Annotated in this window: 13 protein-coding genes and 1 pseudogene; 8 read left to right on the top strand and 6 right to left on the bottom strand. The window is 63.8% G+C overall.

What is annotated here, in order from left to right; genetic code table 11:
- The first annotated feature begins 186 nt into the window (after positions 1-186).
- On the top strand, positions 187-1,335 hold the full coding sequence (locus tag SH412_RS21305) for a glycosyltransferase family protein (protein ID WP_336520041.1): 1,149 nt from the start codon (positions 187-189) through the stop codon (positions 1,333-1,335).
- A 127-nt stretch (positions 1,336-1,462) separates the two neighbouring features.
- Here SH412_RS21305 and SH412_RS21300 read toward each other — a convergent pair whose 3' ends face one another.
- The gene (locus SH412_RS21300; protein WP_336520040.1) at positions 1,463-2,749 is read right to left on the bottom strand and encodes an ATP-grasp domain-containing protein; all 1,287 of its coding nucleotides are present in this window, start codon (positions 2,747-2,749) and stop codon (positions 1,463-1,465) included.
- A gap of 438 nt (positions 2,750-3,187) precedes the next feature.
- Here SH412_RS21300 and SH412_RS21295 point away from each other — a divergent pair, with 438 nt between their 5' ends.
- Complete coding sequence (locus SH412_RS21295) at positions 3,188-4,222, top strand: type II and III secretion system protein family protein (RefSeq protein WP_336520039.1); 1,035 nt, start codon at positions 3,188-3,190, stop codon at positions 4,220-4,222.
- A 44-nt stretch (positions 4,223-4,266) separates the two neighbouring features.
- Here SH412_RS21295 and SH412_RS21290 read toward each other — a convergent pair whose 3' ends face one another.
- A complete protein-coding gene (locus SH412_RS21290) occupies positions 4,267-4,479 on the bottom strand; it encodes a hypothetical protein (protein ID WP_336520038.1) in 213 nt (70 codons plus the stop codon).
- Positions 4,480-4,667: 188 nt separating this feature from the next.
- On the opposite strand from SH412_RS21290, the gene SH412_RS21285 reads away from it, so the two are divergent.
- Positions 4,668-4,856, top strand: a complete 189-nt coding sequence (locus SH412_RS21285) for a hypothetical protein (protein WP_336520037.1) — start codon at positions 4,668-4,670, stop codon at positions 4,854-4,856.
- Between the two features lie 66 nt (positions 4,857-4,922).
- On the opposite strand, the gene SH412_RS21280 is transcribed toward SH412_RS21285, so the two are convergent.
- Complete coding sequence (locus SH412_RS21280; RefSeq protein ID WP_336520036.1) at positions 4,923-6,035, bottom strand: CpaF family protein; 1,113 nt, start codon at positions 6,033-6,035, stop codon at positions 4,923-4,925.
- A 212-nt stretch (positions 6,036-6,247) separates the two neighbouring features.
- Between SH412_RS21280 and SH412_RS21275 the strand changes: the two genes are divergently transcribed.
- The gene (locus tag SH412_RS21275) at positions 6,248-7,219 is read left to right on the top strand and encodes a tRNA dihydrouridine synthase (protein WP_336520035.1); all 972 of its coding nucleotides are present in this window, start codon (positions 6,248-6,250) and stop codon (positions 7,217-7,219) included.
- Positions 7,220-7,254: 35 nt separating this feature from the next.
- On the opposite strand, the gene SH412_RS21270 is transcribed toward SH412_RS21275, so the two are convergent.
- Positions 7,255-9,849, bottom strand: a complete 2,595-nt coding sequence (locus SH412_RS21270; protein WP_336520034.1) for a hypothetical protein — start codon at positions 9,847-9,849, stop codon at positions 7,255-7,257.
- A 190-nt stretch (positions 9,850-10,039) separates the two neighbouring features.
- On the opposite strand from SH412_RS21270, the gene SH412_RS21265 reads away from it, so the two are divergent.
- Together SH412_RS21265 and SH412_RS21260 are read left to right on the top strand one after the other, a co-directional pair.
- Positions 10,040-10,831, top strand: a complete 792-nt coding sequence (locus tag SH412_RS21265; RefSeq protein WP_336520033.1) for a sugar phosphate isomerase/epimerase family protein — start codon at positions 10,040-10,042, stop codon at positions 10,829-10,831.
- A 178-nt stretch (positions 10,832-11,009) separates the two neighbouring features.
- A complete protein-coding gene (locus tag SH412_RS21260; protein ID WP_336520032.1) occupies positions 11,010-11,249 on the top strand; it encodes a hypothetical protein in 240 nt (79 codons plus the stop codon).
- 151 nt (positions 11,250-11,400) lie between these two features.
- Here SH412_RS21260 and SH412_RS21255 read toward each other — a convergent pair whose 3' ends face one another.
- Positions 11,401-12,030, bottom strand: coding sequence for an adenylate kinase family protein (locus tag SH412_RS21255; protein ID WP_336520031.1), 630 nt, complete (start codon positions 12,028-12,030; stop codon positions 11,401-11,403).
- Between the two features lie 304 nt (positions 12,031-12,334).
- Between SH412_RS21255 and SH412_RS28675 the strand changes: the two are divergent.
- Positions 12,335-13,339, top strand: a pseudogene (locus SH412_RS28675) (WD40 repeat domain-containing protein); the annotation flags it as partial.
- Positions 13,340-13,447: 108 nt separating this feature from the next.
- Positions 13,448-14,389 (top strand): Gfo/Idh/MocA family protein, encoded by a 942-nt coding sequence (locus SH412_RS28670; RefSeq protein WP_419555823.1) that lies wholly within the window; start codon positions 13,448-13,450, stop codon positions 14,387-14,389.
- Positions 14,390-14,489: 100 nt separating this feature from the next.
- On the opposite strand, the gene SH412_RS21245 is transcribed toward SH412_RS28670, so the two are convergent.
- The gene (locus SH412_RS21245; RefSeq protein ID WP_336520029.1) at positions 14,490-15,512 is read right to left on the bottom strand and encodes a zinc-dependent alcohol dehydrogenase family protein; all 1,023 of its coding nucleotides are present in this window, start codon (positions 15,510-15,512) and stop codon (positions 14,490-14,492) included.
- Positions 15,513-15,585: the final 73 nt, after the last annotated feature.

The following is a 15,585-nucleotide window of genomic DNA, read 5'->3' as shown; positions in this document are numbered from 1 at the left end:
CGGCTTGCCAATCGGTCATTCTGATCTGACGCCGGTTAGCTTGCCAGCGAAAAAAGATGTTGGCCCCGGCCTGGCCTGATGAAGACTTGATCAAGAATTCCGAACTGGTCTTGCCGGTCCGCCGGCCGCAGCGCATTAGTCTTTGTCAGCGGGGGGAATACGCCGGAGCCGGACAGGGAGGCGCTCATGGCTCGAATCTTCTACAGCATGGCGGGCGAGGGACGGGGTCACGCAGCGCGGGTCAAGACCCTCGTCGAGCAGCTTGTCCCCGAGCACGAATTCTGGCTCTTCGCGCCGGACGACGCGTACGAGTTTCTGGCTCCCGCCTGGGCGCACACCGATCTGCCGATCCACCTGATGCGAATTCCCGGCCTCCGATTCGTCTACCGCAATGGCAGGCTGGATCTCAATCGAACCATCGCCTGCGGGTTCAAGTATGCCGCGTGGGAGTTGCCGAAGGTCGCGCGCGCGATCCGGCGGCAGATCCAGGCGATTCGTCCCGACCTGGCCATCTCGGACTTCGATCCCGCGCTGCCGCGCGCTGCCCGCGTCGAAGGGGCGCCGTTGATTGCGTTCGACCACCAGCATGTGCTGGCGGCGTGCAATCTCTCCGCCTTGCCGGCCGATCTGCAGCGGCATGCCTGGTGGATGAACTGGGTCGTCCGGTGGTGCTATCCGGGGCCGCATGACGTGATCGCGTCGGCGTTCTATGCGCCGCCTCTCAAGGCCGGGTGGGAGCATGTCCGGCAGGTGGGGCCGATGATCCGTTCGGATGTCGCGACAGCCCGCACGCACGACGACGGCTATCTTGTCTCGTACCTGCGAAAATTCACGCCACGATCCGTCGTGGAAGCCCTTCTGTCCCTGGGACGCAATGTCCGTGTCTACGGACTGGGGGCAATGCCGACGATGGGCGGTCTCCGATTCTGCGAGATCGACGAGCACCGGTTTGTCGACGATCTGGCGGGCTGTACTGCCGTGATCTGTGCGGCGGGAAACCAGTTGCTCGGGGAGTCGGTTTATCTCGGCAAACCGGTCCTCGCGCTTCCGGAACCGCTGCATCACGAGCAGCTCATCAATTCGCACTACCTGCGGCAAATGGGGGTCGGGGATTTCGCGACACTGGATGCTGTGACACCCGAACTGTTGCGACGGTTTCTGGATTGCGTGCCGGCCTATCGCGCCGGGCTGGAGCATTACCGGGGCGTCTGGAACGGAACGCCGACGGCCGTGGCGGCGATTCGCGGGCGACTGGAGCAGATTTCCGCGGGAAAGTCGTCAGCCATGCCCGTTGTGGTTGAGGAAACGACGGATACCCGGCGGAACGCGGCGTAGTCGGACCACGTCGCAACACCAGCGGACCACGTCCATTCGGGGTGGCACGCCCTGAGTCTTCGAAGGGCGTGGACTTCGACGCGCAGACACGCCCATCGCAAACCCACTGGGCGTGTCACCCGGGCTGTCACGCGGCGCGGCGGATGTCTGCGTTCCCGGCGATCCGTTTGCGGAACTCGGCCGCGGTCGTCGGATCGTAGTTCGAATCTTCGAGCAGGATGTCGCCGATCTGGCGGCCAGTCCGGAGGGACTTTGCGAAGCCGTAGAGCGTATGAAGCGTCACGGCCGCGAAGGAGCCGTACTCGCCAATCTCGAGCAGGTCGCCGCGTGAGGCGACGGGCCACTCCGGGCGGATGAAACGGGCCAGTCGGGCGGGGAACTTCAACAGTGAAGCCCGGCCGGGAATCAGACCTTCCAACAGCCAGCCGATGTCGAGCAGCCGGGCGTGGGCGTGGACGCCGGGCTTCGCGGATTGTCGTTCCAGCGTGCCACCCGGGAGCTGGTTGAGGATGAGCTCAGACCAGTCGAGGCCGGAGAGGAAGCCGAGCTGAATCGCGGGGTTGGCCCGAGGATTGGCGTCGATGAGCCAGGGGGTGCCGTCGCTGCGGTCGACCAGAAAGTCGAGACCCAGAAATCCGGTCCACTCGGTGGCGCGAACCAGCTTGGCCGTGATCGCCGAAATCGCCGGATGCTCGATCGATTCGCGATGGGCGGCCGTGCCGCCGTCCTGGGGGAACGTCCGGCGGGTCCGGTAGACGACTTCCGCGTACTTGCGGCCCTTCTGGCAGTAGCAGAGAGTGAAGACCGGATCGCCGTCGATTTTCTTCTGAACGAAGGGGGGCTCGGCGCCGCGGGCGTGTTGAGATGCGGAGAGTTTGCCAAAGCTGTCGGCGAATTCGTCGGCGTTGTCGCAGTAGGTCCGGCCGACGGAGTTGTTGCTCATGGGCAGTTTGAGGACGACGGGGTAGCCCATGCGGCCGGCCGCAGTCTGCAGGCGTTCGAGATCGGGGGCGGCGACGGTCGGGGGCGAGGGGATGCCGATCTTGCCGCAGAGAGCGTCGAGGCTGGGCTTGTGGTGGAGCTGCTGCATCGTTTCGAAGGGGGGCAGAAACAGCCGCGTCCGCTGGCAGATTTCGTAGCGATTCTCGGCCAGCAGGAGCGATTCCTCGAACAGCGGTAAAAGCAGGTCGTACGGGCGGGCGTCGAGTTCCGCCAGGATGGCGTTGAGGTAGCCCTCCGGGTCCGTGCCGAGGACGGGGACGTCGACCTTGCGGGCGACCCCTTTGACGGCCTTGCCGGGTGACCAGCGGCGGCTGTCGGCGGTGGTGACTTCGCAGCCGCGGCGGACGAGATCGTGAATCAGCCGTGCGGCGAAGAACGTTCCCGAACCGGTCACAAGAATCCGCCTGGCCATCCCTGATCCCTGCTTCGATGGTGTCGTCGGCCCGCACCACGATCCTTCGTCGCGATCCGACAACACTGGATCGACTGGTTGGGAGGAAATCTGGAGTCGCGATGCTTGTAACGCGCGCAGACCGGCGGAATCTGCCGGTTGGAGGGAGATTTCACCGCTGAGACGCGGAGGACGCGGAGGACGCGGAGAAGAGAAAGAGGGGAGACAACCACGAATGGCACGAATGGACGCGAATGACGGAGCAGAGAGCGAAGCACGGAAAGCGCGGAGGAAGATACAGAAGAAGAATGAAATGGAAGGACGTGAAGCCCCTGCCGCTCCAGCGAACGAGCCGGCTTGGTGAAGGCTCGCACTGCACGCATGGCGATTGACGCATTTGCCGGTTTCTGCGATCAGTTCCCGCGGTTTGTACCCCCGTCACCTCTCACGGAAGGGATGATGATGCGCAGTCTCTTTGCTCTGTTGGTTGCGGGAGGATTTGCGTCCGGTCTGATGGCCGAGGACGCTCCGCCGACCGATCGCCTGAAACTTCTGCGGCAGGCCGTCGAACTATTGGAGGCCGCGGGGGAGAGTGAACTGGCAAAACCCGTTCGGCTGGCACTGCAGCGCGCTGAGAATGAGCAGGCATCCTCGGCCGGGCAGTTTCTGCTGCAGGTGACGGCCCTGGAGATCGATCGAGCGCGGCTTGCCGTCGACTATCCGGAGCTGGCTGCGGCGCTGTATCTCGACCCGAGTGTGATTCCTTCCGTGGGATCCGATCAGAAGTTGCTGCGGCAGCTCAAGCAACTGATTCGCGCCGATGGGCCGGTCAAGCTGGTGGCCGAGCCGTCGCTGGCGGCGACCGCTGGAAAACCTGCTACGTATCGGCAGGGGGGTGAGTTTGAGATTCCGATCCCCCCATCTCATCAGAGACCTGCGACGGCTGCCAAGAAATTCTACGGCGATCACGTCGAGGCCAAGTTGGAATGCCGTGGCAAGCAGCTCCAGGTCGAATTTTTGCTGCAGTCCAGCCGTCTCGATCAGGCCAGTGCGGTCAAGGTCAACGGCGAGCTGGTCCCGGGGCTCACGGCGATTTGTTTTCAGACTTCCGTCGAATGCCAACCGGGTGAGACACAACTCCTCACGCGGCGGCGGCCCGCCTTGCTGTATTCGCGGTCGGAAGGAAGGGGAGCAGAATCGCCTGTGATGTTGGCGGTGTTCCTGCAAATCGAAGTTGCCGCCGAGGAGACGGCACGACCCATGCCGGCGGATGCGCTGAACATTGAGAATCGACTGAGGGGCGGGCGATTGGCTGCGGCAGCATCGACGAAGACGAACGGTAATCTGGGAGAGAGTCGGCCGCGGGAGAAGGGGTATTACCTTCCCGATCACGTGCAGTACTTTCCGGCTGGCCCTGAGTCCAAGCTGACGAGCCAGATCCGCACGCTGGAACGTTACAAGGCGGAACAGCTTCAGGAGAACCAACGCAAATGAGCCGGACAGTTTGCTGCGGAGTATTGAAAGGCGATGCACCGCCTTCAGAACTCCGTCGCCGCCTCTTGATCGGCCGGATCACCGATTTGATGGCGAGCTCGAAACTCGCAGTCGAACTCATCGAGCGACTTCGTGCGACCGGATTCGACTTCCGCCAGCGCTTCGAGAAGATCCGCAACGGACCGTTCGCACCACCGCAGACCCGTGGTCGGTTGCGATGCATCGCCATGCCCCGTGGCATCAGAAGGCGTCGACATCGCCGGTTCCCGCAATGGAGATGAGAATTGGTCCCTTGGCGTGTATTATAATACCCCAACGTGTCTTGTTCAGCGACTCATCTCGACGCACAGCCATGTCTCTCGTCTACCAATTCGCGTTGGTCTCGTTGCTCGTCCTGTTTATCGGGATCTGGTAGCCGGCTGTCCGGATCTGCGGCGGCGCACGATTGGGCGAACTCGAATGGCTGCCGGTTGTGCTGGCGGTTTTTGCCGTGCCGATCATGATCGCCGATGTCTGCGCGATTCAGCCCTACCGGATCGTCGGTCACGCACTCATTGCCGGCTGGTTCGGAATCGCGGTCATCATCGACGCGGTCTGGCTGCTCCGGCGCTGGAGACGAACGCGGCAATCGTAGGGTCCGCTTTGCGGACCAATCATCTCAAGTTCATGATGCGTGAGACGACGGCCCGCTCGCCGAACCCTACTCCCTCCACACCGCAGCCGACGCATTCACGAACCGCTCAAGCCCGTACTCGCGGACTTCATCCGCGAACGTCGGACGTTCGCCGGTCGGCTGCAGGTCGGCGACCAGGCGTCCGTTGGGCAGGCGACCCTGGATGTGTGAGACGAACAGGTCGCGCAACTGGTACTGATTCGCGGCGTCCATGCCGAGCGCCTCGGTAATACGGGTCACTTTGCGCGAGCCGTCTTCCGAGTAGCGGGCGAGCTGCACGATCAGGTGGATGGCGCTGGAGACCTGGGCCCGAGCGACGTAGACAGGGAGTTCGACCTCCGACATCAGCGACAGCGTTTCGAGACGCGTGAGAGCGTCGCGCGGCGTCGTGGCGTGGACGGTCGTCAAACTGCCGGCGTGCCCGCTGAGCATCGACTGGATCATGTCGAGCGCCTCGCCGCTCCGGACTTCGCCGACGATGATCCGGTCGGGCCGCATGCGGAGCGAGGCCTTGAATAGATCGCGGATGGTGACCGATCCACGGCCGTACGCGTCGGCCTGTTGGGCCTCCAAGTACAAGGTGTGGGGCTGCGCGAGGCGGAGCTCGGAGCTGTCTTCGATAACCACGATCCGCTCTTCTTCGGGAATGGCGGTCGAGACGGCGTTCAGCAGCGACGTCTTCCCGGTGCCGGTCCCGCCCGCCACGACGATGTTTTTCTTCAAGCGAACGGCAATCTCCAGAAACTCTTTGCCGGAGGGGGACAGGCTGCCGAGGCGGATCAGATCGTCGAGGCCGAAGATGTCGCGGGCGAACTTGCGGATCGTGAAGTAGATGCCCCGTCGGGCGCTGGGGGGGAGGACCACGTGGACGCGGGAGCCGTCGGGCAGGCGGGCGTCAAGAATTGGGCGGTCGGCGTCGATTTCCCGGCCGACATACTGTGCGACGTTGTGGACGGCCGAGAGCAGGGCGTCGTGGCTGGGAAACCGGGCGTCGGTCTTTTCGAGCCGGCCCCGGCGCTCGATGTACACCTCGCTGTGGCCGTTAACCATGATTTCCGAGACCGTGTCGTCCTGAAGGTATGGCCGGAGCGGCGACAGGAAGTAGCCGACGCTGGCTTCAAAGACCGACTCGTGTGACATGGGTTGACCGTTCAGAGGGTGTCGAAAGAATTCTGAAATCCAAAGCACAAAATCCGAAATGAGCACCAAATTCGAAGCACGAAACGGCAATTGTGCGTGCGCCCGTCGATTCAAACGGCTTTTGCGTAGCGATATCAACGGCCGGACCGAATTGAGTTCCGTCCAGAATACCGTCATTCTGGGGGTTTGCAGTCCCGCCCAGAGAATTCCGCATGCGCATCGGTTCCGTCGCTGTCGCCCACCCGATCACTCTCGCCCCGATGGAGGAGCACACCAGCTATCCATTGCGAGTACTGATGAAGCAGTTTGGGGCGAGTTTGGTCTGCAGCGAGCGGATCGATGCGGTCGACGTGGCGGCCCGCGACAAGCGGGCGCTGAAGCTGTTGCAGACGGCGCCGGTCGAGCGGCCGGCCGCAGGCCAGATCAGCGGCGTCGATCCGCAGGTGATGGCCGAGGCGGCGAAGATCGTTGCCGCACAGGGATTCTCGATCGTCGATCTGAACTTCGAGTGTCCGATCCGTCGACTCGTGCAGCGCGGCGAAGGAGGGGCGCTGATGGCCGACCCGGCCGCGATTGCCCGGATCGTCGCGGCGGTGGCGAGGGCCGTGGACGTTCCCGTGACGCTCAAGATTCGCACTGGCCCCGATGCGGAACACGAAACTGCGCCGGAGATCGCCCGTCTCGCTGAGGCGGAAGGGGCCGCCGGCATTGAAGTCCATGCCCGCAGCGTGGCGCAGGCCTATGTGGGGGGGCCGGACTGGAGCGTGGTCCGGCGCGTCAAAGAAGCCGTCGCGATTCCCGTACTCGGCAGCGGCGGGATTCGAACGGCGGAAGACGCCGTGCGAGAATGGCGAGAGAGCGGAGCGGATGGAGTGGCGATCGGGCGGGGCTGCCTGGGGAATCCGTGGATCTTTCAGCAGGCCAGGTCACTGGTCCTGGGAGGTGCGCAACTCGCCCCGCCTTCGCCGACCGAACGGGCGCGCGTGCTGCTGCAGGTTGTCGAAGCGGAGTTCGAGTTCTACGGCAATCACCGGGCGCTCAAGCGATTGCCGCGGACGAGCTGCTACTTCGCCAAGTTCCTGCCGGAATTTGACCAGTTCAAATCGGGCGTGCAGAAAGTGCGATCCTTTCCCGAGTTTCGGCAACTGGTGAGGCAGCATTTTTCGAGAGTGGTCAGTGGGTAGTCGCGAGTGATCCGTGAAGAGGGAATGTTGCCGCTCTACCAGTCTTTGCCGACGGTCCAGCGGTAGTTGAGGATGCGTCGGCCCCCTTCCTGTTCGAGGCGGAGCCAGAGCTCCTTGCCGCGGAGATTGTCGGCGTCAGGCAGATGGTAGAGCTTGCGGTCCTGGCCTGTGCCGAGTTTCGTGATCGTGAATCTCTTGCGCTGCAGGCCCGGGACAAACAGGCTGCAGCGGAAGTCGAGGATCTCCGGAGGCGTCGTCTGATTCTTGACGATCTGCTCGATCTCCAGCCGGCCGTCCGGCAGCCTCCGGTCGATGACGTCAATCGTCACGTCGCCCAACCCGACCTGATATTTCTGGTGGACTTTGAAGCGATAATTCTGGTCCGCGGTAATATCGAACTCGAATACCATCCGGACTTCCCCCATCCGCGCCGTCGTCGGCAGGAGCAGGTTCACCGGGAGATCGTAGGCCTCGCCCGCGGGGAGCTGGAGTGGCCATTCGGCGGGTTCGGCGGCCCAGTCCGTCGGCAGACGGACGGTCAGACGTCCGCTCACCCCCTGCGGAAACGTGTTTCTCCCGGTGATGCGGTCGGGGTGCCAGCCGTACTCGCTCTTCATTTTGCCGCCGGCAAACTGCGCGGCGACGCGCCAACGCGCCAGGTCGGCGGACGCGCCTCGGATCAGCCGCGGCGACTCGTCGACTGGAATCACGAACTCCTGGCTGACTTCATCCCAGACGAGCGGTTTGCGACGGCCCCACGCATCGACTTCATACGGCTGACCGCCGAGGAAGAGCCGTTCGGTCGTCGGCTCGCTGGCCCAGACAAACAGAATGGCTTCGCTGTCGCGAGCAAAGACAGCGCTGCGGCTTTCGCCGGGGAAAACGAACTCCCCGAGGTAGTCCGCCCCCTGCATGGCCAGCGCAGCCGTTCGCCAGGGGAGATAGAGCTCGGTCGGCGCGCCCTCCGTCGTCAACAGCCCCTTCGTCGAGTGCATGACGTCGCCCGCAAAGACGGCCTCAGCCCCGCCGACGCGAGCGGCCAGCATAGCCCGCACGAGAAACGCCGCCCGTTCCTGAGGCGTCTCGCCAGAAAGCTGGTCCAGCCACAGTGTCACCCAGGAGGCGTACCCTTCCTTCTTGGCGGCTTCAACGGAGGGGCCGATGTCGCGGATATTGGCCCCGCCGCGGCTGGTCAGCGAGACAGCCGTCAGTGACTGGCTCTGGCGTACCGGCGGGGGAGTCGTCTGCTCCCAGGGCAGGACCAGTCGCGAACTTCTGCCGACGCCGGTGATCTCGCGATGAATCTGTTTGACGACGGCCTGCAAGTCTGGAACCCCGGCGAGGGTTGTGTCGGCATCGTCGCCGACCTGCCAGTACCGTACTGTGGCGCCGTAGCGCGCGATGACCGGATGCAGCGACGGTCCCCAGATCTCCCGCGACAGCGTGAAGACTTCGCTGGCTCGCGCATCCTGCAGTCCCAGTCGGGCAAGCAGCAGCTTGGGCGGCTCATCGAGCACGCCGACGGCGATCAGGCCGCGGGACGTCAGACGATCCAGCAGCCGATTGATCCGGGTCGTCCGCTCGGGATCGATCCCCCCCGAACTGCTCCAGACCGGCAGTTTGACCCAGTTGATGCCGGACTGCGCCGCCAGTTCCGGCAACGCTTCCCAGGTGGCAATGTCGTTGTGACGCCCCAGCGACCAGCCGAAGCCGCCGGTCGTGGAGGGGGAATCGTGAAGCTGCAGCACCGCCAGCGCCGTATCCCGCGTGATCAGGGGTTCGCCATTTCGATGGAGCACCGCCCGAACGCGATAGTATCCGGGCTGCTGAGCGTCCAGATTCCACTCAATGACCTGCAGCTCGGCGGCCGTTTCCGCCGTGACTTTCAGCGGAAACTCCTTGGTCTGAGACCCCTCGCCAAACGGGTCCGACAATTCGAACTGCAGTCGATACTGGTCGCGTGCATCGAGCCCGGACAATCGCGCGAGCAGTTTCAGCGGCTGGCTTTCGGGGTGAAAGTGGGAGAGCCGGTCCTGCTCCAGGGAGAGCCGCGGCAGTCGGCCGAGCCGAAGGTCGTCGAAGTGGACCCCCCCGGAGATTTCGACGTGTTCGCCTGGTAGCAGGTGGCAGCCGATGATGGCGTGGCGAATCTCCGGTCCGGGGAGGAGCGGACCGATCTCGATGCGAACCCATTCTCCGCGCGTTCCGACGACCGGCGCGCTGAGATGGCGGGAAACTCTCTGACGCTTATTGTCGAGCAGCGAGACCGACACCATTCCCGCCGTATCGGCGAGCCCGTCGGTCCGGATGTAGCCTTCGAGCACCAGCGTGTAGCGGGGGTCGATCCGGATCAGGGGGGAATAATAGGCGGCAGCGCCGCCGTTGGCCTCAAATTTGAGGCTCTGCTCGCTGTTGTGTCCGACGCCGCGGTCGATCTCCGACTTCACATAGAGCGGGAAGCCTTCGCCGCGTCGACGAGTCCAGTCGTCCGGCTGCCGGTCCAGATCCTGATCGTCCTTGCGTTCGAACGTGTAGTCCTGAATGTCGGCGGCGCGCGAAAACTCCGGAGCGCCGGGCGGCGGAGCCCAGGCCAGCGCGAGGTAGCAGAGGGTGGCTGACGCGACTATCATCCAGCGAAGATCCCCGCGGCGCGGTCGGGCGCAATATCAGGGGATTCATCGTCGCCGTGCATCGCCGACTGCAAGGGGCTGCCGAACGGAGCGACTGTGCGGGTGAAATCGCACGCCGGCAATCCCCGCGGCAGGCGACCCTGCCGGTCCGGCAGTCTGTGCGGGTTTGTTCGAGGAGTCTTCCAGCGTCATGCATCCCTTCCGTTTGAGCGTCGCCACCCGCTGTCTGCAGCAACCGCTGCGACAGTCGTTCCAGACTGTCGCAGGCATGGGGGCTCAGGGAATTGTGCTGGACGTCCGCCAGGAAGTCGACGCCTCCCTGCTGACGGAAACCGCCCGTCGCGATCTGCTGCACTTCGTGAGGGAGCTGGGATTGTCGGTGGCCGGAGCGGTGATTCCGACCCGTCAGCCGCTGAATGTTGAGCACGAGCTCGACCGTCGAATTCTCGCGATCAAGGGAGCGATGACGGCCGCCTGGCAGCTTCAGGCGCGCGTCTTGTGTTTCCGCGCCGGGACGATTCCCGCGGAGGAAGACTCTCCCGAGTACAAACTGCTGCTGCAGGTCCTGCAGGATCTGGCCGCCCACGCCAACCATGTGGGCGTCGCGTTGGCGCTGACGCCGGTCAACGATTCCGCCGAGAGCCTGCGCCGGTTGATTAATCAGGTGCAGACCGGGCCGCTGGGGATCGACTTCGACCCCGCCCAGTTCGCCATGACCGGCCGCAGCGTGAATGAGTCGCTCCGCGCTCTGCACGACCTGGTCTGGCACGTGCAGTTGCGGGATGGCCTGAAAGACTTTGCAGGGGGCGGCGACGAAGTCCCGGTCGGGCAGGGCGTCGTCGACTGGATCGAGGTGCTGGCGCTGCTGTCGGAAGCCGACTATCGCGGCTGGCTGACCGCGGTCCGTACTCAGGGCAACGACCGCGCCGCGGACCTGACGCGCGCCATTCAGCACGTCGGTCGAGTCCTGCTTGGCGGCTGACGCGGCTTCAGGGGCGAGTTGAGTGACGTCTCACCCGAATGACGTGTTGCTCGGTCACCTCTCGCAGTGGAATTCGACGGATTTCACGGCCTGAGTATGGCATTGACCTGCGGAAACTGCCGATTATCTTCCATGCTTTTGGTTCAGGGAATCATCTGTCAGGCGAGGGAGGGCTCCGGTGGAGCAGCGTATCCGCATCCCTGTGCGCAACAGCGGCGCGGCGGACCTGGTTGTCGTCGTCGAGCCCTGGGCTAGCGAGATTTGCTTGGCTCCCGGCGAGGTCGGTGAAGTGGTGCTGATCGGCAGCGGCTGCTCGCCGGGCCATAGTATCGAGCTTCACCCTTATGGCCTGATCTTCTGGGCTGAGGACGGCATGAATGACTTCGAGTTGTGGAAGAGCAGCGAGCGGGTCGGGTAACCAAGGCACGCCGAACGAGACGCTGCATCTGCCTGCGGCAGCATGCAGGCTTTTCGAGATTTCACGTTCTTTGAGTCCGCGCAGCAGGTGAGCCTGGTCGTTACGGCACTCGCCTCCGCTCCCAGCCGATCCGTCCCCACGCGTCTGACTTCTAATACGGCGTACTGGGCAGGCTGGCCTTCCACGCAAGCTGAATCGGGATCAGCACGCCCAGAATCGCATGCAGAACTTCTGCGGGAGTCCGTACGGCGTCGATTCGAGAGACGATTTCCGACGGGTAGCAGCCGATAACCGGCTCGGATTCTCGCGAGTAAACTTCGAACCGGTGGCGGATGATTTCTTCATTCGCGTCGTCGGAACGGTTCTCCCGAATCGCCCGGCGTTTGATGCGATCGATCATCGCTTTCTCGTCCTCGCAGACGAGATGAATGATGTGCAGCACGTTGATCGTGTCCGCGATCATTTTCACCTGCTCGGGATTCCGCGGAATGCCGTCGAGAACGAGAAATTCATCGGGCGGACGGTAGCGGGAGACGGCGATGTGGCCGTGCAGGGCCTTCTTCCAGATCCGGATCGACAGTTCATCCGGCACCAGTTGTCCGCGTGAGCTGTATTCGTAAATCTCCCGTCCTTCTGGCGAGCTGATGTTCAGCGAACGGAAGACGTCCCCGCACGACAAGTGACAGAAACCGGGAACCTGCCCCAGGATGTTCCCCTGCGTCCCCTTACCCACACCCGGAGCGCCGAACAGCAGAATCGTCGGAAAGCGACCGTCAAACATCGAAAACTCAACCTCCCCGCAGCTCCCCGGACGCCGCAAAACTCGGCGATCAACGATCTCTGCTGTCGGAATCGTAATTGGTCGACCGACCGGGCTCAATGCGGGACGTGCCGTCTGCCAGGGAGATTCGCCGATTGCTGTGCGACCGGACGACGATCGAGCTGACTTGATGTGCGAAAGCACGGTTTTGGCAGGAGCCGGCAATCATCGGGATTCTTCGATTCGTTTTGCCCCGCGAACCGTCCCGCGATAAGCTGGCAGCGTCGAATCTGCGGTCAGTCTGGACAGAACGAAGGATGCTTGAATGCTGCGTCGCCTGCTGTCGGTCACGGGGCTCCTGATCGGGGCCTGGGGATTTGCGGAAACACTTCGGGCGGAAGTTCCGCCCCTCGGGACGCCGAGCACAGCGGTCGGCGGCGTGAACGCCCTCAAATCGATCGGTCGCATCGGCGATCTCCCTGCTGCGGTCCCTGCGGTGGCGTGGTCGCCGCAGGGGGAGCTGCTGGCGATTGCGACAGGCCCCGAAGTCCGGCTCCTTTCCGGAACCGAAGTCAAATCCACGCTGACCGCCGGCAAGACGGTCCGGTCGCTCGCCTTTTCGCCGGACGGGGCGCAGCTCGCCGTCGGCATGTACCAGAAGATCGTGCTTTGGGACGTCGCGAACTCCAAGGAGCAGCGCACGCTGAAAGGTCCGCGGGCCTACGTGACCGGCCTGGCCTGGTCGCCGGATGGATTGAAGCTGGCGGCTTCCTCCGAAGACGAAGTCGCCCGGGTCTGGACGCTCGCCGGGGAAGAAGCCCCGGTCGTCCTCTCCGGTCATGCGTATCCGGTCACGGGAGTCGCCTGGTCCGCCGATGGCCAGACCGTCGCGACGGTCGCCGGCGACGACACCCGCCTCACGAAACCGGGCGAACTGAAGCTTTGGGACACGCAGACCTGGCAGGCCCGCGTCACTGCGACCGATCACAAGCAAGCGGCGCTCTGCGTTGCCTTCTCGCCAGACAGCAAGCTGGTCGCCTCCGGCGGCCTCGACGAACGAGTGATTCTCTACAATCTCCCGTCGGGCGAACCGGTCGGCTTCTACGGCGGTCACAGCCGGCCCGTGAATACGCTGGCCTTCGTCCCGAAGTCCTCGCTGATCGTTTCCGGAAGCGGCGGCGGCTTTAAGGGAATGCACGAGATCCGACTCTGGCGCAGCGACACCGGCGAAGATCTCACCGCGGAAGAAGAAGCCCACGAAGCGAAAGTGAACTCGGTCGCCGTCTCGGCAGACGGAACGAAGATCGCCGCAGGAAGCCAGGATCGGTCGGTCACGCTCTGGCAACTTCCCGGCTCGCAGTCTTCCGATCCAGTCGCCGCCGTCGCCAGCGTCGCATCGAAGGTTCTCACCGCCGTCGAAGCCCAGCCCGCTCCGAAGGTGCTGCGCGTCGGCGTAATTGGTCTCGATACCTCACACGCGCCAGCCTTCGCCAAGCTCCTCAACGATCCCGACGCACCTCCCGAACTCGCCCATTGCAAGGTGGTTGCTGCGTATCCGAAGGGGAGCCCGGACATTGAATCCAGCACGAAGCGCGTGCCGGAGTACACCAAGATCTTCCAGGACCTGGGGATCGAGATCGTCGATTCGATTCCTGCACTGCTGGAAAAGGTCGACTGCGTCCTGCTCGAAACTAACGACGGCCGGCCGCATCTGGAACAGGTTCTGCCGGTTTTGAAAGCCGGTAAGCCCTGCTTCATCGACAAGCCGATCGCCGGTTCGTTGACCGACGCTGTCGCGATCTTCGAAGCCGCGAAGAAGTACAAGGTTCCGGTCTTCTCGGCCTCCTCGCTGCGGTTCGCCGAGGGAGCCCAGAAGATCCGCGGCGGGTCGCTCGGTGATGTCTACGGCTGCGACGCCTACAGCCCGGCGTCGCTGGAAGCGACCCATCCGGATCTCTTCTGGTACGGCATCCACGGCGTCGAGACGCTGTTTACCGTCATGGGGCCGGGTTGCGAGTCGGTGACGCGTGCGCAGACGCCCGGCACTGAACTCGTCACGGGAGTCTGGACCGGCGGACGGATCGGCACCTTCCGCGGTCTCCGCCAGGGGAGCGGCTATGGCGGGACCGCCTTCGGGTCGAAGGGGATCGGCCAGATCGGTCCCTACGGCGGCTACAAGCCGCTGGCGGTCGAGTTCGTCAAGTTCTTCCGGACGGGTACGCCGCCCGTCGACGAGCAGGAAACGCTGGAAATCTACGCTTTCATGGAAGCCGCCGACGAAAGCAAACGCCAGGGAGGCGTTCCGGTCAAACTGCAGACGGTCCTCGACAAGGCGAAGGTGGAGGCTGGCAAGCGACTGAAGGAGCTGGGAGTTGAGTAGGCGTCTATCGTTGATGGTTCATGGTTGATGGTTCAGAAATGCTCTGCGATGTCATTCGGCGTCGCAGAGCCTTTCTTTTCCGGCCATCAACGATCGACGATCAACCATCGACGCTGATGACCACTTTGCCGAAATGGCTGCCGGACTTGAGATACGCGTAGGCCTCCGGAGCCTCGTCGAACGGAAACTCGCGATCAATCACCGGGTGCAACGCGCGCTCGGCGATAAACGCATTCATGGCTTCAAAGTCGGACCGAGAGCCGACGTAGATCCCGTTCATCCGCGCATTGCGGGCCACCAGTGGAAACAGGCTGGTCTGCGGGGCGCCGAACCCGGTCAACACGCCGATGAGTGCGATATGCCCGCCCGCGGCAATGCAGCCCAGCGACTTCTCCAGCGTCCCCGGACCGCCGACTTCCAGAATCTGGTCCACGCCCCGTTTGCCGGTGAATTCCCAGACATTTTTCTGCCAGTCGGGCTGCGTGCGGTAATTGACCGTCTGCCAGGCGCCGAGGGCTCGCGCCCGTTCCAGCTTGGAGTCGCTGCTGGATGTCACGATCACCTTCGCTCCGAGTGCCGTGGCGAACTGCAGTCCGAAAATCGAAACGCCCCCGGTGCCCAGGACGAGGACCGTATCGCCCGCCTGCAGACCGCCGCGAGTGGTCAGCGAGTACCACGCCGTCACCGCCGCGCAGGGCAGCGTCGCCGCCTCGGACCAGGAGAGATGGCCGGGAATGCTGACGATGCCGTCGGCAGAGAGGAGGACTTCCTCGGCGAGCATCCCGTCGAGCGTTCCCCCGAGGTCCTGTTTGTGATAGCCCATGTCGAACCGACCCGACTGCCACGTCTGAAACAGGCAGCCCGCAACTCGGTCGCCGACCTGCCAGCCGGTCACTGCGGGGCCGACGCCCACAATCTCCCCGGCTCCGTCGGACGTCGGCACGCGCCCGGCGACATCGCGCCCGGCAAGATTGTCCCGATTGACCAGATCGCGGTAATTGAGAGAGACCGCCCGCACGCGAACTTTGACCTGCCCCGGCCCCGGAGCCGGTACGTCGCGAGTCACCTTCGTCAGGCGGTACGCAGAGTCGGCGGGCTGCAGTTGCCAGGCGGCAGTGGTCATGGCGATGTCTCCTGAAATCGGTCAGCAGCGAATCTCCTTGATTGAACTGCAAACGCGACGAGAACTGAAGCCT

Origin of the sequence: Planctellipticum variicoloris (assembly GCF_030622045.1) — a bacterium.
Taxonomy (GTDB): domain Bacteria; phylum Planctomycetota; class Planctomycetia; order Planctomycetales; family Planctomycetaceae; genus Planctellipticum; species Planctellipticum variicoloris.
The sequence above is the reverse complement of the archived record's forward strand: the minus strand, read 5'-3'. Positions and strand labels throughout refer to the sequence as shown.